Here is a 20,888-nt window from a genome sequence, read left to right as displayed (position 1 = left end):
TATTATATTTTTACCGCAGATTAATAAATCTACCCGCGTAGAATGACCAGTTGAAAGAGTCAGAATTGAGAAAGCGATCACTTATAACAGGCAATTGTTACAGAAAATGGAGCATCAGCATTCGATGCTCCGCAAGTTTTACCGATCGAGGACGATCAGCGGTGAGAGATTTGATGGATCGTTTAAAACCGTGATATCCGCGCCGTAAAGCGTTTTCAGCGCCTGTTGTTTCAGCACCTCCTGCGGTCTGCCGTTATCAATAAGGCGGCCGTTTGCCATCAGCACCACCCGGTCGGCATAGCGTGCGGCAAGATTGAGATCGTGCAGCACGCAGCAGACGTTGAACTGTCGTTCACGCACCAGTTGGCGCAGCAGACGGAAAAGATGCTGCTGGTGGTGAATATCCAGCGCGGAGGTGGGTTCATCCAGAAACAGCCATTTGGGCGAGGGCTCGGGTTCCCAGAGCTGAACCAGCAGGCGCGCCAGCTGTACCCGCTGCTGTTCGCCGCCCGACAACTGCCGGTAATCACGCGAGGCCAGCTGGCTGCAATCGCACAACGCCATGATGTGCTCGGTTTCATCGCGTGGATTATGCGTCCGATGAGGATGCCTGCCCATGCGAATGACTTCCCGAACGCTGAACGGGAACGCCATGTGGCTGTTCTGGCGCATTACCGCGCGGGTCTTCGCCAGTTCCGTTAGCGGCCATTCGGTCAGCGGCTTGCCCAGAAGTGTACAGCGACCAGAGTCGGGTTTCAGATACCCGGTAAGCTGGCGCAGCAGCGTGGATTTCCCGGCGCCATTCGGCCCTAAAATAGCGACGATTTCACCACCAGGCAGAGTCAGCGAAACATTGTCCGTTAAACGGCGTCCATGAATGCTGTAAACCAGATTTTGGGCATCAATCATACCACCCTCCGGCTGTTCAGAATGAGCCACAGGAACCAGGGGCCGCCAATCAGGCTGGTCAGAAGGCCGACCGGCATCTCCGCAGGCTGTACCAGCGTGCGTGCCAGCGTGTCGGCAACCAGGAGCAAACATGCCCCTGCAAGTGTAGAGCAGGGAATAAGCCAGCGATGGTCTGCGCCGATGATCATGCGAATTAAATGGGGAACCACCAGACCGATAAAGCCAATCACGCCGCTTACCGAAACGGCAGCGCCCACCAGCAGGGAGCTGAGCAACAACAGCTGCTGACGTTTACGCTTTACGTTTATCCCCAAATAGTGTGCCTCTTCATCCCCTAATTGCAGCAGGTTCAGCGTCCCGGAAAGACAGGCGGTGGCGGCGATGGCGGGCAGCGCGAACGAACTGGCCACCAGTAGCGTCGGCCACTGCGCCTGGCCGAGGCTGCCCATCATCCATAGCGTCAACTGACGTAATTGCTGTTCGTCGCCAACATAGCTCAGTATGCCGATAGCCGCCCCGCACAGCGCATTAATCGCAATCCCGGCCAGCAGCAGTTGCATCATGCCGCCGTGAGCGTGGCGCAGGCTGATCAGAAAAATAACCGCGCAGACCACCACGCTGCCGGCGACGGCAAAGATCATCTGTTCATAGAGCGCCAGAACGACGGGCAACGAAAGAGGGAAAACGATCGCGACGCCGACCATTAACGCAGAGCCGCTGCTGACGCCGAGCAACCCCGGATCGGCCATCGGGTTGCGAAAAAGTCCCTGCATGATCACGCCCGCCGTCGCCAGCGCGCCGCCAACCAGCACGGCCAACAGAACGCGGGGCAAACGGATGTTCAGCCAGATATCCCGGTACTCTTCGTTAAACAGCGCGCTGAAGCTGATGTTCAGCGCGCCCTGGCTGGCGCCGAACAGCACCAGTGCGATCAGCAAGAGTGAAAGCCCCGTCAATACACTGAGGGAAGAGAGTGAATCCTTGAACACTCGAATCTCCATAACGTCATTGCGGCGCGGATGTCCGCGCCGCGAGGGGATCACACCGGCTTTAGTTCAGGCTCAACCAGACTGTAGATCTGATTGTTAAGCGCAGGCGCGCAGGCCAGTTCATGAATATGGGCGGCGACATCCGCACGCATCACAAACCCGTGGCACTCCTGTCCCTGGTAGCGCTGCGCTTTACCTGTCGCATCGCCATTCAGTAAACCGCCAGGCCGCAGGATGGCATAATCCAGTTGACTGGTTTGCAGCCAACTTTCCGCCAGCGTTTTTTCCCGCACGGCCTGGCCGAATGCGGCTTTCGCGCGAGGGGATAAAAATGCCCAACTGTCGCCGCATCCCAGCGACGTCACCAGAATCATGCGTTTGATGCCCACTTTTTCCGCTTCATCAATAACGGTTCTGTGCGCCAGATAATCCTGGTTTCCCCCCATTGATGAAATGACAAGCGCCTGCGGCCCTGCGGCATGGCAGGCGCAGGACACGATGCTTGCGTCGCAGGCATCGCCAATAAATACCTGAACGCCTTTGCTTTGCAAAAGGGCCGCGGTTTCCGGGTGACGAATCACGGCAACGACCGGGCGCTGTTGCGCCAGCGCGAGTTCAAGCGTTCTGGCACCCACGCCCGTACCACCGGCACCGAAAAGTAACCACGGCGTCATCAGGCGTTTTCCTTCAGAGAGGAAGCCAGGGTGCGGAAGGCGTCAACCTGTTCGCCCAGTAGCTGACGATGCTCGTCGCGACCGAGGAAGACTTTAAACATGGCGCTGCCCGCCTGGTTGAGGAACAGAATAGACGCGGTGTCCATGCCCATAAATTTGCGCTCCACTAAGGCGATGTGCGTGCAGTTTTCCGCTTTGATATGGCCGGTCATGCCTTTTTTACCGCGCAGATTGAAATAACCGTGACGATGGAAGCCGGAGGGCAGTTCACCGGTAAATTCGAGAATGACATCGGCGGTGTGCACCAGAGTTGTGACCTTGCCCCATTCGCTGACGGTGTCCCAGACGGTATCGAATTTATCGCCGCTGACCAGAATATGAGAGGGCAGGTTTTTGACCACGTCTAAAAGCGTGGTGTTGTACTGTGCGGCGATCGCTTCCAGCGTTCCGTCCGGCTCAGTGCGCAAAAAATCCTGTAAAGAGACATGGCTCATAAGTTACTCCTTTTATGGTTTATCTACCGCGATGCGCGGTGCGTTAAGTTCCTGAATCAGCTCGTCAAGAGACTGCAAAATATTGCTTGCCCAGAAGCGTCCTTCGTTGGTCAGACGTAGGCAGGTTGACGCATCGCGGGTCAGCCCCGCGTTGTGCCATTGGGTCAGTAACGGAATCAGTTGCTCCGCGTGAGGCGTCAGTTCATCAAGCGGTACGCGCGCCGTTTCAATCCCCGCCTGTAACGTATGGCGCCACTGAAAGCCGCGTTCGGCGGTACGCATCATCATCATTAACGGCTTTTTCCCGGCGGCGATAGTTTCATGCCAGGTGGAAAGGTTTCTCTCCACCATCCAGGAGTAGCCGTTGACCGAACCGCCTGCGCCGGAGCCGAAGGCGAGGCAGTCAGCGCCTTGCTTGATCAGCAGGTTGTACAGGTTGCGTTCTCGGGTGGTACGCGCCCAGTGGCTGTTGCTGATGCAGCGCCAGCCCGCGCTCTCCATAAAATCGCAGCCCTGAAGGTAGAGGTCGCGACGCGCTGAGGGGGAAGGAACGGTCGTCCGGCCACTTTCAACCGCTTTACCGAGCGGCGTATTGGGAAGCAAATTCAGCGCATACAGATCGATCCCATCCAGCCCGATATCGCGGGCTATCGCCAGATCTTCACCCCACAGGGCGGCATCCTGACCGGGCAGGCCGAACAGCAGATCGCACACCACGGCGGCGCGATCCCGCCGCACCAGGCCGTTCATAAAGGCGATGGCGGTTGGGCCGTCCGAGGTGCGCGCCATTTTCTTGCGGATCTTGCTGTTGAAAGACTGAATGCCGATAGAAAACCGATTGGCGCCCGCATCAAGACAGGCATCAACGCGGGCATCATCAAAGTTGAGCACCCGACCTTCGATAGTGATTTCGCAATCCGGCGCCAGCGGCAGTTTTTCACGCAGCGTGGTGATGATCCTGGCCAGATCCCTGGCCGACAGCGCAGACGGCGTTCCACCGCCGAAATACACCGCATGAATGGGCGCTGACTGGTGCAGCGTGCTGTCGGCTTCCATCTCTATTTCACGTAGCAGGGCGTCGGTATAGCGTGCGCAGTGATCCTCTTCAAAGCGGTTCTGATAAAAACCGCAGAAAGTACAGTGGGTTGCGCAAAAAGGGATATGTAAATACACCAGTCTTTTGCGCGGTGGAACGGTCTGGCTGATGACGTTCTGCCAGGTTTGCGACAATTGCTCTTTTGCAACAGGAATCGCACCACGCCACGGCATCGTGGCCCGACGATCCTTAAAGGGCTGGTTCCCCTCCAGCGCGAAATGTGGAGTGAGATCCAGCGTGTGTTGAGTATTCATAATTGTAATGCCAAATCCATTTAATGAGGCCAGAGTTGCTGGTGCAGAGTTTCAACGGCGTCAGCGACGCGGGGACCCATCCCCAGAATCAACGCCTGATCAATGGCGACGATCCGCTGATTTTTCCAGGCGGAGGTATGGGTGATACCGGCAATGGCGCGCAGGCGATTGATGTCGCCCTCGACCATCTGTGATGTCACAACAATCACCTGCGGGTTTGCCGCAATCAGCGATTCCGCGCTGTAACTTTTATATTGCGCATGTTGGGCGACATTCTGCGCGCCAGCGAGGGTCAGAATCGCGTCAGCGACGCTGCCCTTACCGGCGATCTGCGGGGCGCTGCCCCCCGCAGAAAGAATAAACATCGCCTTAACCGGCGCGCCTTTCGCCTTCACGCTGTCCTGCACACGATCCAGCCGCTGGCGAATGCGGTTAACCAGCGCGTCGCCCTGTTCAGGAACCTGGAGCGTGTTCGCCAGGGCATGAATATTGGCGTACATCTGGTCAACGGTGGCCGGAACGCGCGGTAGGGTGACAACGTTGACTTTTTGGGCACGCAACTGCTCCAGCACAATATGCGGGCCCGCGTCCTGCCAGGTGATAAAGCTGTCCGGGCGCAGCGATAAAATGCCTTCACTGTTCAGTTGCTTCCAGTAGCCAATATGCGGCAGTGCAGCGGTTTCGGGGGGATAAGAGGTGGTTTCATCCACCCCGACAACGTGATCGCCGATGCCCATCGCAAAAATAAGCTCGCTGAGAGAGCCGCCCGCCACCACCAGTCGTTCGGCCGCCTGCACGCTGAAGGCGCTAACCAGCGCCAGCAAGCCAATGACAATTCTCTTCATCGTCAGAAATTCCACGCAAAACCAATCGCTGCGTTAAAGCCCGCCGCTGGAATAGATTCATGAGCGGTCTGGTAACGTTTATCGGTCAGGTTGTTCAGCGCCAGATTGACCTGATACTGATCCTGCGGACCAAACTCGGTATTAAAGGCGAGGTTAAGCGTCGCCCAGCCCGGATAGCGAATTTCAGTCTCTCCCGTGTTGTCTTTGGCGCTGGATGCCGCGCGGATGAAGAGATCGGAAGTGATATTCGCGGCATTGAGCAGCAGCGTGTGTTTCAGACCTGCGCGGCCTGTCAGCATCGGTTCGCCGGTATCCCAGGTTTTCTGCACGTCGCCTTCATACTGACGACGAATCAGGTTGCCGCTCAGATAAGGCGATACGGCCCAGGCGTTGTATTCCGCCGTCAGCTCCATCCCCCAGGTTTTGGCGCGGTCGATGTTGTCGTAGTAGTAAGATGAGGTGCTGCTGCCATTACAAATCGCTTGCCCTGAACAGGCGAGACTGGCGATATAGTCTTTGGCTTCGGAGTAGTAAATCGCCCCGTCAATCAGCCACATATTGCCTTTGTAACGCGCACCCAGTTCATAGTTATTGGAGTGCTCAGCCTTCAGGTCAGGATTGCCATAGGTGATTCTGCCGCCCGCAGACGTTTGCATAAACAACTGAACCAGCGTCGGGAAGACATATCCCTGAGCATAGGCTGCGCGTAGCTCAAGATTATCAAAACCGGAGTAACGCAGGCTGGTTGAGGTGACTAACTCATCGTCATGCGCTGACTTTCCACCGGATGACTGCCAGGTTGTGCCGCTCAGACTGTCGCTACGGTTCAGTTTAGAAGAGAGCCAGTACTGACGTGCGCCGACGGTCCAGGTCCAGTCATCGGCAAAACGCCAGTCGTTTTGCGCAAATATTGAGGCGTTACCTTGTTCAGCCTCAATATGCGACAGGGTATTGGTCTGGATATCGAAGACGCCGGTTGCCGCTGTCTGACGCGTGCTGCTATTGGTGTCCTGCTTCACTTTGTCGTGCTGATACTGCGTCCCGATAACCAGCTCGTTGTTCGCTGGCAGTGAGAAGTTGCTCTGTAACGTCACACCCTGCGTGTACTGTTTATCATTGGTGTTGGTCTGATTGCTGACTGTCAGCGCCTGAATCATCGGGCTTGGGATTACCTGGGTGGTTTTTACCCGATTCTCAAATTTACGCTCAATGGTCTGGCTGTAAGCGTCGAGGTGGATTTTTTTCAGGTAATCGCCATCGGCATCATAGTCATAGAAAACGCCGACCTTTTCGCGTTCCAGTTTCGGAATACGGACGCTGAATTCGTCATACTGGTTATCCGCATCGCTAATCCAGGTTTGGGTAGACGTTTTGTAGCGATCGAGTGATAGTCCAAATTTATGGCGATCGAGATTGTAGCCAAGCCAGACGCCCTGGCTGTTGTTGCGGAAATTGGTGTTGGGCAATCTGCCGTCAGGCGTGTCGCGGTTGCCCTGATCGGAATAACTGCCGTTAATGCGGTAGTCAAAGTTGCCGATGCTGCCCCAGGCGGCGGCCGACTCCTCCCAGCCTGCGGTCGCGGAGTTGTAAACGGCTTTGACGCTTCCGCCGAGCGGCTTATCGCCGCCTTTTTTCGTAATAAAGTTCACCACGCCGCCAATGGCCTGCGAGCCATAGAGCACCGAGTAGGGGCCTTTAACGATTTCAATACGCTCAAGCGACGATTCATCAATGAGCAAGCCAGCGCCGTAGTTTTGCCCGGCGCGCTGATAGCTGACGACCTGGCCGTCAATCAAAATTAATACGCGTGAAGAGGCTTCGCCGCGAATGCGGATCTGTTTGCGTCCTGCCAGAGAGTTATCAGTAACCTCAACGCCGGGGATGTCCTGTAGATCGTCCGCAATCGACACGCTGGTGGAATTCTGTATGGCCTGGCGGTCGATAACCTGAATCGTGGCGGGGCTTTCCCAAAGGCTACTTTCTGAGCGGTTAGCGGTGACGATTAACGTGTCGTCATCCGATACTTTATGATGTTGTGCTGTAGTTGTCGTGGCTGCTGAAACAGCACCTGAAACGCATAATGTCAGGGCCGAAAGAATAAATGGCCGTTGGCTAATCCGTGGCAACATGTGAGAACCTTTATGAGTATGTAAATGATCATCATTATCATTCGCGTTTATATAGAAGATGTATCCACAAGTTCAAGGTTGAAAGGTGTATAATTAATGCACCTTTGATCTGTATCAATATGTTGCAAGCAAGACAGCCATAAGTGTGAGCGAGATCGCACATAACAGTAGGATTGCTAAGGATTTATTGCACAGGCGCCAGGGGCATTCCACCCCGTGATAGCATGGGGGCGATGTGGGTTATAATGAGCTTCGGCATCAACATGCTCTGCGGGGGGGGAGATGTGAATATTAGCGATGTTGCGAAAAAAACAGGCTTAACCAGCAAGGCTATTCGATTTTATGAAGAGAAAGGGCTGGTGACGCCGCCGCTGCGCAGTGAAAACGGATACCGCACTTACAGCCAGCAGCATTTAAACGAGTTAACGCTGTTGCGTCAGGCGCGTCAGGTCGGTTTTAACCTGGAAGAGTGCGGTGAACTGGTGAATTTGTTTAACGATCCGGGGCGCCATAGCGCAGATGTGAAAAAACGCACGCTGGAAAAGGTCGCTGAGATTGAACGCCACATCAGCGAATTGCAGGTTATGCGCACGCAATTACTGACCCTGGCGGAGTCATGCCCGGGTGATGACAGCGCCGATTGCCCGATCATTGATAATCTTTCCGGCTGCTGTCATCACAAAGGTAAAGCCCGCCGTTGATCACACGGCCTTAATGCGCAACGTTATCCCTTCGATGGCAATCACCTCCACCTGCGTTCCGGCGCTCAGATCCGCGTCGGCGCTGACGGGCCAGGAGCTGTCGCCGACGCGCATGTGGCCGCGTCCGTTGACCAGCGCGGTTTCCAGAATAAAGCGGTGGCCTACCAGCTGTTTCCCGCGTTGATTAAGGTGACTGTCAGCCGGTTTTTGCTCACGCACGCGCCGTGCCAGCCACTTCCACCACAGCCAGGCCGCCAGCAGCGTCAATACGGCGAACATAACGCCTTGCCACTCCCAGCCGAGCGGCACCAGCCAGACCACCAGGCCAGTAATCACGGCGGCGACACCGCTCCACAGCAGGTAGCCGTTCCCTCCCAGCATCTCGGCGGCCAGCAGTAGCCCACCAAGACTCAGCCAGAAAATATGCGGGTGAACCAGAATCATCGCTATCATGATTTGTTCCGTTCGCTGGTGCTGTCCTTGATAAGTTCGGTGATCCCGGCAATGGAGCCCATCAGACTGCTGGCGTCCAGCGGCATCATGACAACCTTACTGTTGCCCGACGAACCAATCTGCTGCAACGCTTCGGTGTATTTCTGCGCCACGAAGTAGTTCACCGCCTGAATATCCCCGGCGGCGATCGCTTCAGAGACCATCTGGGTGGCGCGGGCTTCCGCTTCGGCGGAACGTTCACGCGCTTCAGCCTGTAAGAAGGCAGACTGGCGTTCGCCTTCCGCTTTCAGGATCTGCGACTGTTTTTCACCCTCAGCTTTCAGAATTTCAGCCTGGCGCACCCCTTCCGCCTCCAGAATGTAGGCGCGTTTGGTACGTTCTGCTTTCATCTGGGCGTTCATGGATGAAATCAATTCCGCCGGTGGACGAACATCGCGGATCTCAATACGCGTAACCTTGACGCCCCAGGGATTGGTGGCCTCATCGACAATGTGCAGCAGGCGCGTGTTGATGCTGTCGCGCTGGGAAAGCATTTCATCCAGCTCCATTGACCCCAGTACGGTACGGATGTTGGTCATGGTGAGGTTGATAATGGCCAGCTCAAGATTGCTGACTTCATAGGCCGCGCGCGGAGCGTCGATAACCTGAATAAAGCACACCGCGTCAATGGTGACGTTGGCGTTATCTTTTGAGATAACCTCCTGCGACGGGATATCGAGTACCTGTTCCATCATGTTGATCTTGCGACCAATTCTGTCCATAAACGGCACCACCAGGCTCAGGCCTGGTTGCAGGGTTTTGGTGTAACGGCCAAAACGCTCCACGGTCCACTGGTATCCCTGTGGGACAATTTTGACGCCTGCGCCGACTATCACCAACGCCACGAAAATGAGAATAGGGATAAAAATAAGCATTGATAAACCTCCTGTCGTGCTGTCCATGTAAAAAAACGGTCTTTGCGGTCTGTTTAATCAAATTATACCCGATTAATCAAAGTGAGTTCCCCTCTTATAAATTACAGGGATACACTGTTTACTTTAAAGATGTGAAAAATGGATGTGAGATGAAAGAGAGCAGCCCTTTGCTCCAGCTAAGAAAGGTGGGATACCAGGCTGGCGCCACGAAAATTCTCAATAACATCAGTTTCATGCTGAATGCCGGGGAATTTAAACTGATTACCGGCCCATCCGGGTGCGGTAAAAGCACATTGCTAAAGATTGTGGCGTCATTAATCAGCCCGGATACGGGGGATATCCTGTTTGAAGGCGAAGAGATTGCCACGCTTAAGCCCGAAACTTACCGCCAGCAGGTCTCTTATTGCGCCCAGACGCCAGTGCTGTTTGGCGATACGGTGTATGACAACCTGATTTTCCCCTGGCAGATCCGCAACAAAACGCCGGAACCGAAGGCTTTTCTTGCCGATCTGGCGCAGTTTGAGCTACCGGAAACCATTTTACAGAAAAACATTACGGCGCTTTCCGGCGGGGAAAAACAACGTATCTCATTGATCCGTAATTTACAGTTTCTGCCGCAGGTTCTGCTGCTGGATGAGATCACCAGTGCGCTGGATGAGCGTAATAAAGAGAATGTGAATGACATTATTCATCGCTATGTTCGCGATAAAAATATTGCCGTGCTGTGGGTAACACACGATAAAGATGAAATTAATCATGCGGATAATGTGATTACGCTTCAGCCTCATGCCGGAGAAATGCAGGAAGCTACCTATGAACGAGCATAATATAACGAATGAGTCGCTGGCGTTATCGATGATGCTGGTGGTTGTGGCTATTCTGATTAGCCACAAAGAGAAACTGGCACTGGAAAAAGATATTCTCTGGAGCGTTGCCCGGGCGGTAATCCAGCTTGTTATCGTCGGCTATGTTCTGAAATACATTTTTGGCGTCAATCACGCCATCCTGACATTATTGATGGTGCTGTTTATCTGTTTTAACGCGGCGTATAACGCGCAAAAACGCAGTAAATATATTGATAAAGCGTTTACCTCGTCGTTTATTGCGATTACGACCGGAGCGGGGCTGACGCTGGCGGTACTGGTATTGTCAGGATCTATCGAGTTTACGCCGATGCAGGTGATCCCGATTTCCGGCATGATTGCGGGTAACGCGATGGTGGCGGTAGGGCTGTGCTACAACAATCTGGGCCAGCGATTCAGCAGCGAGCAGCAGCAAATTCAGGAGAAGCTCAGTCTGGGCGCAACGCCGAAAACGGCGTCTGCGGGGCTTATTCGCGACAGTATTCGCGCGTCGCTGATCCCGACCATTGATTCGGCAAAAACGGTTGGGCTGGTGAGCTTACCGGGGATGATGTCCGGGTTGATTTTTGCCGGTATCGATCCGGTAAAAGCGATTAAGTATCAGATAATGGTGACTTTTATGCTGCTATCCACAGCAAGCCTGTCGACCATTATCGCCTGCTATTTAACCTACCGGAAATTCTATAATTCGCGCCACCAACTGGTGGTGACGCATTTAAAGAAGATGTGATGCCAGGGGGATCGGTATTTTTAGCGTTTGTAGGCCCGATAAGCGTAGCGCCATCGGGCAAAATGTAGCGGATTAGTACAACAGCGCGTACAGCTGGCGGCGGAATTTCGACGCCAGCGCATCGCCGGTGCCTAACGCGGCGAGGATCTCCTGGAACGTTTTCCGCGCCTGACCGTCTGCGGCGGCGAGATCTTTCTTCAAATGGCTGAACAATAACTCCAGCGCCTCTTCGTTACGCCCGACCTGATGCAGTTGCAGCGCCAGTTGCGCCGCCAGCGCCGCATCTTCTGGATTGTCCGCAACCTGCTGTTGCAGTTGCTGGATTTCCGGGGTGTCGGCCGCCTGTTTCAGTAAATCAATCTGCGCGACCAGGCCCTGATAGCGGGTGTCCTGATCCTGTAACGGAATGGTTTTCAGCACGGCTTCGGCGTCTTCCGTACGGTTGAGGGCAATCTGGGTTTCCGCCAGCAGCAGGCCGATCTCGCCGTTCTGATGAGAGAGCTGCCAGGCGTCTTTCAGCAGCGGCAGCGCTTCAATGTAGTTGCCTTCCTGCATCAGTTGCATTGCCTGCTGCGCTTTCAGCTCTTCTTCACGCGGCAGCACTTTGTCGAGCAGCGCGCGAATCGCTTCTTCCGGCTGCGGCCCCTGGAAGCCGTCGACCGGCTGACCGTTCTGGAACAGATACACGGTAGGAATAGCGCGCAAGCCAAACTGGGAGGCGATCATCTGCTCGGCGTCGCAGTCGAGCTTCGCGAGGATAAACTGGCCGTTGTACTGTGCGGCAAGGCTTTCCAGCACCGGCGTCAGTTGCAGACAATGCTGGCTGCGTTCAGACCAAAAATAGAACAGAACCGGGGTGGTCATCGACTGTTCGAGGGTCTGTTGCAGGTTAGATTCGTTAATATTGACAATATTTTGTACGGACATGGAGTCACTCTCTTTATGTCTGGTTCTCTTTTACATGGGGGCTGACGCGTGCGCTTCAACTCAACCCTGCAAAATTTTGTCCATTGCGCGTCCCGGCAGCACGCGCTTCAGCAGCGTGATCGCCCACGTCACCATCGTAACCGGGTAGCGTAATTTCGGTTTGTCGCTCTCAAAAGCATGGCGGACTTTAGCGACAACGGCTTCTGGCCCGAGCGTAAAACGCGCGGCAATCCCCGGATTTTCTACCGGTTTGTCGCTCTGGGTCTGGCTGACGTTATCGGTAAACCGGGTACGAATCGGGCCGGGTTCGATCAGGCTGACCTTAATACCCGTGTGGCGCAGCTCCATGCGCAGCGCATCAGACCAGGCTTCCAGCGCATATTTGCTGGCGGCATAGGCGCCGCGCCCTGGCGTGGAGATCAGCCCCATCACGGATGAGGTCATCACAATGCGCCCTTCGCCGTACGGCAGCATAGCAGGGAGCAGGCGCATAGTGAGCTGGTGCGCGCCAAAGAAATTGGCGGAAAACTGCTGCTCCATCTGCGCGCGGCTGATAGTGGTAAGCGGGCCATACACGCCGTATCCGGCATTGTTAAAGATCCCATATAAACGATTATCGGTCAGGGCGATCACGTCGTCTGCGGCGCGATCCACGCTTTCCGGCGAGTCGAGGTCGATCAGCACGCCGGTGAATCCCATGCTGTTCATCCGCGTGACGTCATCGGGTTTACGGCAACCTGCCAGAATTTGAAAACCCTGACGTTTCAGTTCAAGAGCGCTTTCCAGACCGATTCCGCTGGAACATCCTGTAATTAAGACCGATTTTTGCATAACTTTACCTGTCAGGATCTCCGTTGATTTACGAGTCGTGGTTAACTAATGGGGTTAGTTGTTGCGCCATCCAGTCGGCAATAAACGGCTGGGCGTCGCGATTAGGATGAATACCGTCGTCCTGCATCCATTGTGGTTTCAGATAAACCTCTTCCATAAAAAAGGGCAGAAGCGGAATATCAAACTCTTTGGCAAGCCGTGGGTAGATGGCGCTAAAGGTTTCATTATAACGGCGACCATAGTTTGCGGGCAGACGAATTTGCATGAGCAACGGCTCGGCGTTTGCGGCCTTCACATCCAGCAGGATTTTACGCAGGGTTTGCTCGGTTTGCTGAGGTTGAAAACCGCGCAGGCCGTCATTGCCGCCAAGCTCGACCAGAACCCAGCGGGGCTGATGCTGCTTCAGCAGCGCAGGCAGACGCGCCAGGCCTTGTTGCGAGGTGTCGCCGCTAATGCTGGCATTGATGACCGGCGTTTTATCCTGCCACTTGTCGTTAAGCAGCGCAGGCCAGGCCGCGCTGGCGGACATGCGGTATCCGGCGCTCAGGCTGTCACCCAGAATTAATAACGTGTCCGCTGCGGCGGCGCGGAACGTTAACAGGACCAGAAACAGGAAGGGCAAATGCCAGCGGAAAACATTGTTGAAGTTCATCGTCTTAAGAAGTCCGTCGGTCAGGGTGAGCATGAGCTTTCCATCCTTACCGGAGTTGAACTGGTTGTCAAACGCGCCGAGACCATTGCGCTGATCGGCGAGTCAGGATCGGGGAAATCGACGCTGCTGGCGATTCTGGCCGGGCTGGATGATGGCAGCAGCGGCGAGGTGAATCTGGTCGGGCAGTCTCTGCACACGATGGATGAAGAGGCGCGGGCGCAGCTGCGCGCGCAGCATGTCGGCTTTGTTTTCCAGTCTTTTATGTTGATTCCCACGCTGAATGCCCTGGAAAACGTTGAACTGCCCGCCTTGCTGCGGGGAGAGAACAGCGGGAAAAGCCGCGATGGCGCGAAAGCGTTGCTGGAACAGTTAGGTCTGGGAAAACGTCTTGATCATCTTCCGGCCCAGCTTTCCGGCGGCGAGCAGCAGCGTGTGGCGCTGGCGAGAGCGTTCAACGGGCGGCCAGACGTGCTGTTTGCCGATGAACCGACGGGAAACCTTGACCGGCAGACCGGGGATAAAATCGCCGACCTGCTGTTTTCGCTTAATCGCGAACATGGCACCACCCTGATTCTGGTGACGCACGACCCGCAACTGGCGGCGCGTTGCGACCGACGATTACGCCTGGTGGATGGGCAGTTGCAGGAGGAGGCATGATTGCACGCTGGTTCTGGCGCGAATGGCGCTCACCTTCCTTACTGATTGTCTGGCTGGCGCTGAGTCTGGCGGTGGCCTGCGTGCTGGCGCTGGGCAATATCAGCGATCGCATGGAAAAGGGTTTAAGTCAGCAAAGCCGTGATTTTATGGCCGGAGACCGGGCGCTGCGCAGTTCGCGCGAGGTGCCGCTGGCGTGGATCGATGAGGCGCGCAAACGCGGTCTGAAAGTGGGCGAACAGATGACTTTCGCCACCATGACCTTTGCAGACGATACGCCGCAGCTGGCCAGCGTCAAAGCGGTGGATGACGTTTATCCGATGTACGGTGAGCTGCAAACGAATCCGCCGGGGTTAAAACCGCAGCCGGGTTCCGTGTTGCTGGCGCCAAGACTGATGGCGCTCCTCAACCTGAAAACGGGTGACAGCATCGACGTCGGCGACGCCACGCTGCGTATTGCTGGCGAGGTGGTACAGGAGCCGGACTCTGGGTTTAACCCTTTCCAGATGGCTCCACGCCTGATGATGCACATTGCGGATGTTGAAAAAACGGGCGCAGTACAGCCGGGAAGTCGCGTGACGTGGCGCTATAAGTTTGGCGGTACGCCGCAGCAGCTGGACGGCTATGAAAAGTGGCTATTGCCGCAGCTTAAGCCTGAACATCGCTGGTACGGGCTGGAACAAGATGAAGGCGCGCTGGGCAAATCGCTTGAACGCTCGCAGCAGTTCCTGCTGCTGTCGGCGCTGTTAACGTTGCTGTTAGCTGTAGCGGCCGTGGCGGTGGCGATGAGCCACTACTGCCGCAGCCGCTACGATCTGATTGCGATCCTCAAAACGCTGGGGGCGGGCAGGGCGCAGCTGCGCAAGCTGATCGTCGGGCAGTGGGGGATGCTGCTGGCTCTTTCCGCCGTGACGGGAGGCGCCATTGGGTTATTGTTCGAGAACGTGCTGATGGTGCTTCTTAAACCGGTGTTACCCGCCGTTCTGCCGCCAGCCAGCCTCTGGCCGTGGCTGTGGGCGCTGGGAACGATGATCATCATTTCTTTGCTGGTTGGACTGCGTCCGTATCGTTTGCTGCTGGCGACGCAGCCGTTGCGTGTGCTGCGGCGTGATGTGGTTGCGCGTGTCTGGCCGCTGAAGGTGTATCTTCCGGTGGTCACGGTTGTTGTCGTCGCGCTGCTCGCGGGGTTGATGGGCGGCAGCATGTTGCTGTGGGCGGTGCTGGCCGGTGCGGTGGTGCTGGCGCTACTTTGCGGTGTGCTGGGCTGGATGCTGTTGAACGTGCTGCGCGGTATGACGTTGACATCGCTGCCTCTGCGCCTGGCCGTAAGCCGACTGCTGCGCCAGCCGTGGTCCACGTTAAGCCAGCTCTCGGCTTTTTCGCTCTCCTTTATGCTGCTGGCGCTTCTGCTGGTGCTGCGCGGCGATCTGCTGGATCGCTGGCAACAACAACTGCCGCCGGAAAGTCCGAACTATTTCCTCATCAATATCGCTTCTGAACAGGTGGTGCCGCTGAAAGCCTTCCTGTCTGAGCATCAGGTGATCCCGGAGGCATTCTTCCCGATCGTGCGGGCGCGACTGACGGAGATTAATGGTCTGCCGACCGAAGGAAATCAGGACGAAGCGCTTAACCGTGAGCTGAATCTGACGTGGCAGGATACGCGCCCGGATCATAACCCGATTACCGCCGGAAGCTGGCCGCCAAAAGCGGGAGAGGTCTCGATAGAGGAAGGGCTGGCGAAGCGGCTGAATATACAACTCGGCGATCGCGTGACCTTTATGGGCGATACCCAGGACTTTAGCGCGATGGTCAGCAGCCTGCGCAAAGTAGACTGGGAAAGTCTGCGCCCTAACTTCTTCTTTATCTTCCCCTCCGGTGCGCTGGACGGGCAGCCGCAGAGCTGGCTTACCAGCTTCCGTTGGGAAAATGGCAACGGCATGCTGACGCAGCTTAATCGCGAGTTCCCGACCATCAGCCTGCTGGATATCGGCGCGATCCTGAAACAGGTCGGTCAGGTGCTGGAGCAGGTCAGCCGGGCGCTGGAGGTGATGGTGGTGCTGGTCACGGCCTGCGGCATGCTGTTGTTACTGGCGCAGGTTCAGGTCGGAATGCGTCAACGTCATCAGGAACTGGTGGTCTGGCGCACCTTAGGCGCGGGTAAAAAACTGCTGCGCACCACGCTCTGGTGTGAATTTGCCATGCTGGGTATGGTCTCCGGGCTGGTGGCGGCGATCGGCGCGGAAACTGCGCTGGCGGTGCTGCAAAGTCAGGTGTTCGATTTTCCGTGGGAACCGGACTGGCGCGTGTGGATTATTTTGCCCGTCTGCGGCGCATTATTACTTTCATTATGCGGCGGATGGCTCGGCGCGCGTCTGTTAAAAGGCAAAGCGTTATTTCGCCAATTTAATAATTAATTTATAGATGTGATGATCACACACCGGTTTTTATACCGGTGTGTAGTTTTAATAATATAATTTATATACGTGATGATTACGCACCGGTGTTTATACTGGTGTGTACTCCCTATGTGGCACGAATTGTTAACCCCTCGATTTTTAGTAGCACAAAACATTAAAAACCCGCCAACACGACAGGATTAATACCAGTTAATATTTAATTGCTAAATAGTTAGCGGGCTATGCCCGTTGTTTTTTACGTTGCCGGTATTTTGCCAGCAGTGCGAATAATGACGGGTAAATCTATCAAGGAAAATATAATGACAATAAAAAAAACAGCGCTGGCGGCATCGATCGGCGCGGCAGTGGCATTAACGTCTTTCGCATCTCAGGCGGAAATCACTGTTCTGAAACAAGATCCACAGGCGGGTAATCCGCTGAGCCGTCTTAACTTCACCGTTGGCGGCAGTATTCGTCCTCAGTTCCAGAATATGGCTGGCGACGATGGTAAAAATGGTTACAAACGTAATGGCTTCGATGGCGGCACCCGTTTCCGTTTCGCGGCTGATTACTATCTGTTTGATGACATTAGCTGGGTCAGCTACTACGAGCTGGGCGTTAACTTCCCGGCGATGTTCAACTGGGATAATCACTACGCAGACGGCGCGAACGACACCACTCGTCGTATGCTGTACACCGGTCTGAAAAGCGATACCTGGGGTACGCTGACTTTCGGTCAACAGAACAGCGTTTATTATGATGTGGTTGGCGTGAAAACCGATATCTGGGACTATGACATGATTGGTCAGGCGCCAGGCAACGGTATCAACGGCGACTACGACGGTTCTTACCGTACCCGTAAATCCCTGAAGTATAAGAAAACAGTCGGCGACGTCGATCTCTACGCGTCTTATCTGTTCAGCGATGATTACAACCCGAACAACGGCCTGCGCTACAAGCGTAAAGGCGGCGGTTCTCTGGGTGCGGATTACCACATCACGGACGATCTGACCTGGGGTACGGCGTGGAACTATACGCGTGCGGAAATGCGCCCAGGTAACGGCGGCGACGGTAAAGACTACGATCAAAATATCGTTGGTACTGCGCTTAGCTGGACGCCGGATAACTGGACTTTCGCGCTGGGCGGCGGCTGGTATCAGAACTTTATGACCACCAAACGCGTAGACGCGCATGACTACTTTGCGGGCGACGCATGGGGTATTGAATACTTTGCCGGTTATAAATTCCCGATCAACCAGTATGCGGTGAAATCTATTCAGCCGTACTTTATGGGTGACCGTATTGAATATGTGAACGGCCGTAACTACCAGCGTATTGATAATGGCGTTGGTATTAGCTTCCAGCTGGATTATGGTTTCCGCGTGGATTACGAACACGTATTCACCTCCAGCACCGACGATCTGGGCGATATGAACCTGGTTCGTCTGCGTTACGACTTCTAATCATTGACGCCTGCCAAACCGAATGCCCGATGGCGCTTGCGCTAATCGGGCCTACGAGTGCAGCGCAATAATAGAGCGTCCAGGCCGGATAAGGCATTTATGCCGCTATCCGGCTTTTTCATTTCTGCCCATCCCTTTTCAACGACATACTCTGCAACATCATGAAATAATTTCAAGGACAACAGGTTGTGAACTGTGTCATGTTAACAAATAGCCTTGTATTCAGGCCCAAATGAACAACGTCGCATCGCACGGCGTACTGCACTGCATCACAACATTTAAAAGGGAGAAGTTATGGGACTGCGTCAGAGTTTACGCGTTGCCGCCGGGGCGCTTTTGCTGGCCTGCGGCCTGCAATTTGCTCATGCTAATAGCGATCCACAGACTATTGTATTCGGCGTCGCGCCGGGGCCGTATGGCGATATGGTTAAACAGGCCATCGCGCCAACGCTGAAAGAGAAAGGCTACAAGGTCGTGGTGCGCGAATTTAGCGACTATGTTCAGCCAAACATGGCGTTATCCAACGGCAGCATTGACGCTAACCTGTTCCAGCACACGCTCTATTTTGAAAAATTCACCGCCGATAAAGGGCTGAAACTGACGAAGCTGATCGTCGTGCCGACGGCCGGAATGGGGTTCTATTCCCGTAAAATCAACAGCCTGGACGAGCTGAAGAAAGGGGACATTATTACCCTGTCGAATGACCCGACCAATCTGGCGCGCGGTCTGCGTTTCCTGCAATCAATCGGTCTTATCACCATTAAAGACAATATCGACCCGACGAAAGCCTCCGAGCGTGATATCGCCAGCAACCCGAAAGGGCTGGTGTTTAAACCGCTGGAAGCGGCACAGCTGCCGCGCACGCTGGATGGCGTGACCGGCGCGCTGGTTAACGGTAATTTCGCCGTTGCGGCGGGGCTGGATCTTTCCAGCGCGCTAAAACAAGAGCAACTGGATGAAAACCTGAAAAATATCATTGCCGTACGCAGTGAAGATGCCGATAAGCCGTTCGCGAAAGATATTGTCGATGCGGTGAAATCTCCGGCCTATCGTGCAGTTATTGACGATCCGAAGAATATTTACAGCGCCTTCCAGAAGCCGGAATGGATGACCGCAGACAAATAATCGCTGCGCAAGGGAATTAACGGGGCAGCGGCGACTGCCCTTTTCGCATTTCTGAGGTGAGCATGATTGAGATTGAAAAGGTCTGCGTGGATTTTACGGCAGGCCGTGGCGCATCGACCCGCGCGGTGGATGATGTCAGCTTGCGGATAGCGGCGGGCGAAATTTTTGGCATTGTTGGCACCAGCGGCGCGGGAAAAAGTACGCTGCTGCGTACCCTTAATGCCTTAACGCGCCCGAGTCAGGGAAGCGTGAAAGTGAACGGTGTGGCGATCTCTGCGCTGGAAGGGGCGAATCTGCGTAAAGCCCGCCAGCGTATTGGGATGATTTTCCAGCACTTTAATCTGATGCATACCCGCACGGTGGCGCAAAACGTCGCTTTCAGCCTGAAATCCGCCGGATGGGAGCGCAGCAAGATCGCCCCGCGCGTCGCCGAAATTCTGGCGCTGGTCGGGCTGGCGGATAAGGCGAACCGCTTTCCGGTACAGCTTAGCGGTGGTCAAAAGCAGCGAGTGGGGATTGCCCGCGCGATCGCCAATCATCCAGATGTACTGCTCTGCGACGAACCGACTTCCGCGCTGGATCTGGAAACGTCAGCGACCATTCTGGCGCTGCTCAAACAGATTAACGAACAGCTGGGGATCACGATCGTGCTGATCACCCATGAGATGAATGTGATCAAGTCCATCTGCGATCGCGTGGCGGTGATGTCCGGCGGCAAAGTGGTGGAGTCGGGCGACGTGTTTGATGTTTTCGCTCATCCGCAGCACGCCTTCACACAGCAGCTGGTGTCGCACACTCTCAATCTGACGCTACCGGAACGTCTGCGCCAGCATCTGCCCGGTCAGTTACTGAAAATTCTGTTTATCGGTGATTCGGCGGAGCAGCCGGTGTTGTCTGATGTGGCGGTAAAGTTCGGCGTAGCGGTGAACATTCTGCACGGCAAAATTGAATATATCGGCGAACGCGCGCTGGGGATTTTAGTGGTGCAACTGACTGCGCCGCACAACCCGTCAGCGGTGGATGCCGCGGTAGCGCATATTCGGCAACGTACTGCGCAGGTGGAGGTGATTCGTGGATGATTTACTGCCGGATTTAACGCTGGCGTTCAATGAAACCTTTCAAATGCTGAGCATTTCAACGGTGCTGGCGGTTGTCGGCGGGCTGCCGCTCGGCTTCCTTATCTTTGTCACCGACCGGAATCTGTTCTGGCAGAATCGCTTCGTGTATCTGGTGAGTTCGGTTCTGGTGAACATTATCCGCTCGGTGCCGTTCGTGATTTTGCTGGTGCTGCTGTTGCCGCTCACGCAATTTTTGCTCGGCAATACCATCGGGCCGATTGCCGCCTCCGTCCCTCTCTCTGTTGCGGCGATAGCGTTCTATGCGCGTCTGGTCGATAGCGCGCTGCGTGAGGTGGATAAAGGGATTATCGAAGCGGCAGAAGCGTTCGGCGCCAGCCCGATGCGCATTATCTGCACCGTACTGCTGCCAGAGGCCAGCGCCGGTCTGCTACGCGGGCTGACCATCACGCTGGTGAGTCTGATTGGCTATTCCGCGATGGCCGGGATTGTCGGCGGCGGCGGGGTCGGCGACCTGGCGATTCGCTACGGTTATTACCGCTACGAAACCCAGGTGATGATTGTCACCGTGGTCGCGTTGATTATTCTGGTGCAGGTTGTACAGATGCTCGGCGACTGGCTGGCGAAACGCGCCGATAAACGCGACAGACATTAGGGCATAGTATTTGTAGGCGGATAAGGCGTTAGCCGCCATCCGGCAAATCGCCTGCAAT

Annotated in this window: 21 protein-coding genes; 9 read left to right on the top strand and 12 right to left on the bottom strand. The window is 55.2% G+C overall.

Features of this window, described 5'->3' with window-relative positions:
- Positions 1 to 138 precede the first annotated feature (138 nt).
- The 7 genes from OGV82_RS01155 to OGV82_RS01125 are packed head-to-tail and all read right to left on the bottom strand — an operon-like array spanning position 139 to position 7,390.
- Entirely contained in the window at positions 139 to 909 is a 771-nt protein-coding gene (locus tag OGV82_RS01155; protein WP_012133486.1) for a heme ABC transporter ATP-binding protein, read from the bottom strand.
- Positions 906 to 1,898 (bottom strand): FecCD family ABC transporter permease, encoded by a 993-nt coding sequence (locus OGV82_RS01150; protein WP_071259870.1) that lies wholly within the window; start codon positions 1,896 to 1,898, stop codon positions 906 to 908. The genes OGV82_RS01155 and OGV82_RS01150 overlap by 4 nt, the downstream gene beginning before the upstream one ends.
- 50 nt (positions 1,899 to 1,948) lie before the next feature.
- Positions 1,949 to 2,572 carry an anaerobilin reductase gene (gene chuY / locus OGV82_RS01145; protein ID WP_101743906.1) on the bottom strand — a complete coding sequence of 208 codons (624 nt, stop codon included), beginning with the start codon at positions 2,570 to 2,572 and terminating at the stop codon, positions 1,949 to 1,951.
- Positions 2,572 to 3,066 (bottom strand): heme utilization cystosolic carrier protein HutX, encoded by a 495-nt coding sequence (gene hutX / locus OGV82_RS01140; RefSeq protein ID WP_101743905.1) that lies wholly within the window; start codon positions 3,064 to 3,066, stop codon positions 2,572 to 2,574. The genes chuY and hutX overlap by 1 nt, the downstream gene beginning before the upstream one ends.
- A 12-nt stretch (positions 3,067 to 3,078) precedes the next feature.
- Positions 3,079 to 4,416, bottom strand: a complete 1,338-nt coding sequence (hutW, locus tag OGV82_RS01135; protein WP_049010050.1) for a heme anaerobic degradation radical SAM methyltransferase ChuW/HutW — start codon at positions 4,414 to 4,416, stop codon at positions 3,079 to 3,081.
- A gap of 20 nt (positions 4,417 to 4,436) precedes the next feature.
- Positions 4,437 to 5,261: a heme/hemin ABC transporter substrate-binding protein gene (locus tag OGV82_RS01130; protein WP_101743904.1), complete on the bottom strand. Its 825-nt coding sequence runs from the start codon at positions 5,259 to 5,261 to the stop codon at positions 4,437 to 4,439.
- Between the two features lie 2 nt (positions 5,262 to 5,263).
- Complete coding sequence (locus tag OGV82_RS01125; RefSeq protein ID WP_012133480.1) at positions 5,264 to 7,390, bottom strand: TonB-dependent receptor; 2,127 nt, start codon at positions 7,388 to 7,390, stop codon at positions 5,264 to 5,266.
- Positions 7,391 to 7,674: 284 nt separating this feature from the next.
- Between OGV82_RS01125 and cueR the strand changes: the two genes are divergently transcribed.
- Entirely contained in the window at positions 7,675 to 8,091 is a 417-nt protein-coding gene (gene cueR / locus OGV82_RS01120; RefSeq protein WP_101743959.1) for a Cu(I)-responsive transcriptional regulator, read from the top strand.
- Here the strand turns inward: cueR and OGV82_RS01115 are convergent, their stop codons facing one another.
- Positions 8,092 to 8,544: an NfeD family protein gene (locus tag OGV82_RS01115; protein WP_047458358.1), complete on the bottom strand. Its 453-nt coding sequence runs from the start codon at positions 8,542 to 8,544 to the stop codon at positions 8,092 to 8,094. It lies immediately after the preceding gene.
- Positions 8,541 to 9,458, bottom strand: a complete 918-nt coding sequence (locus tag OGV82_RS01110) for an SPFH domain-containing protein (protein WP_012133477.1) — start codon at positions 9,456 to 9,458, stop codon at positions 8,541 to 8,543. The genes OGV82_RS01115 and OGV82_RS01110 overlap by 4 nt, the downstream gene beginning before the upstream one ends.
- Positions 9,459 to 9,607: 149 nt before the next feature.
- Between OGV82_RS01110 and fetA the strand changes: the two genes are divergently transcribed.
- Positions 9,608 to 10,285 carry an iron efflux ABC transporter ATP-binding subunit FetA gene (gene fetA / locus OGV82_RS01105; protein WP_047458355.1) on the top strand — a complete coding sequence of 226 codons (678 nt, stop codon included), beginning with the start codon at positions 9,608 to 9,610 and terminating at the stop codon, positions 10,283 to 10,285.
- Positions 10,272 to 11,051: an iron efflux ABC transporter permease subunit FetB gene (gene fetB, locus OGV82_RS01100; RefSeq protein ID WP_047458353.1), complete on the top strand. Its 780-nt coding sequence runs from the start codon at positions 10,272 to 10,274 to the stop codon at positions 11,049 to 11,051. The genes fetA and fetB overlap by 14 nt, the downstream gene beginning before the upstream one ends.
- Before the next feature lie 72 nt (positions 11,052 to 11,123).
- Here fetB and OGV82_RS01095 read toward each other — a convergent pair whose 3' ends face one another.
- Genes OGV82_RS01095 through tesA form a run of 3 tightly spaced genes read right to left on the bottom strand, consistent with a single transcriptional unit; the run spans position 11,124 to position 13,461 of the window.
- Positions 11,124 to 11,978 (bottom strand): co-chaperone YbbN, encoded by an 855-nt coding sequence (locus tag OGV82_RS01095; RefSeq protein WP_058668720.1) that lies wholly within the window; start codon positions 11,976 to 11,978, stop codon positions 11,124 to 11,126.
- A 60-nt stretch (positions 11,979 to 12,038) separates the two neighbouring features.
- Positions 12,039 to 12,809 (bottom strand): SDR family oxidoreductase, encoded by a 771-nt coding sequence (locus tag OGV82_RS01090; RefSeq protein ID WP_101743903.1) that lies wholly within the window; start codon positions 12,807 to 12,809, stop codon positions 12,039 to 12,041.
- Between the two features lie 28 nt (positions 12,810 to 12,837).
- A complete protein-coding gene (tesA, locus tag OGV82_RS01085) occupies positions 12,838 to 13,461 on the bottom strand; it encodes a multifunctional acyl-CoA thioesterase I/protease I/lysophospholipase L1 (RefSeq protein ID WP_024130579.1) in 624 nt (207 codons plus the stop codon).
- On the opposite strand from tesA, the gene ybbA reads away from it, so the two are divergent.
- From ybbA to OGV82_RS01055, 6 genes are all read left to right on the top strand, one after another.
- Positions 13,432 to 14,118 (top strand): putative ABC transporter ATP-binding protein YbbA, encoded by a 687-nt coding sequence (ybbA, locus tag OGV82_RS01080; protein ID WP_012133471.1) that lies wholly within the window; start codon positions 13,432 to 13,434, stop codon positions 14,116 to 14,118. The two genes, tesA and ybbA, sit on opposite strands and share 30 nt — an antisense overlap.
- Entirely contained in the window at positions 14,115 to 16,529 is a 2,415-nt protein-coding gene (ybbP, locus tag OGV82_RS01075; protein ID WP_101743902.1) for a putative ABC transporter permease subunit YbbP, read from the top strand. The genes ybbA and ybbP overlap by 4 nt, the downstream gene beginning before the upstream one ends.
- 302 nt (positions 16,530 to 16,831) lie before the next feature.
- Positions 16,832 to 17,974 carry a porin gene (locus OGV82_RS01070; RefSeq protein ID WP_024130578.1) on the top strand — a complete coding sequence of 381 codons (1,143 nt, stop codon included), beginning with the start codon at positions 16,832 to 16,834 and terminating at the stop codon, positions 17,972 to 17,974.
- Between the two features lie 294 nt (positions 17,975 to 18,268).
- Positions 18,269 to 19,099: a MetQ/NlpA family ABC transporter substrate-binding protein gene (locus OGV82_RS01065; RefSeq protein WP_012133466.1), complete on the top strand. Its 831-nt coding sequence runs from the start codon at positions 18,269 to 18,271 to the stop codon at positions 19,097 to 19,099.
- A gap of 62 nt (positions 19,100 to 19,161) precedes the next feature.
- Entirely contained in the window at positions 19,162 to 20,178 is a 1,017-nt protein-coding gene (sfbB, locus tag OGV82_RS01060) for a virulence-associated ABC transporter ATP-binding protein SfbB (protein WP_012133465.1), read from the top strand.
- Entirely contained in the window at positions 20,171 to 20,830 is a 660-nt protein-coding gene (locus OGV82_RS01055; protein WP_012133464.1) for a methionine ABC transporter permease, read from the top strand. The genes sfbB and OGV82_RS01055 overlap by 8 nt, the downstream gene beginning before the upstream one ends.
- The last annotated feature ends 58 nt before the right edge of the window (positions 20,831 to 20,888 follow it).

The organism is Citrobacter sp. CK191, assembly GCF_030333435.1.
Classification (GTDB): domain Bacteria; phylum Pseudomonadota; class Gammaproteobacteria; order Enterobacterales; family Enterobacteriaceae; genus Citrobacter_B; species Citrobacter_B koseri.
Note: the sequence above shows the minus strand (reverse complement) of the source record. Positions and strands in the feature narration are given on the sequence as shown.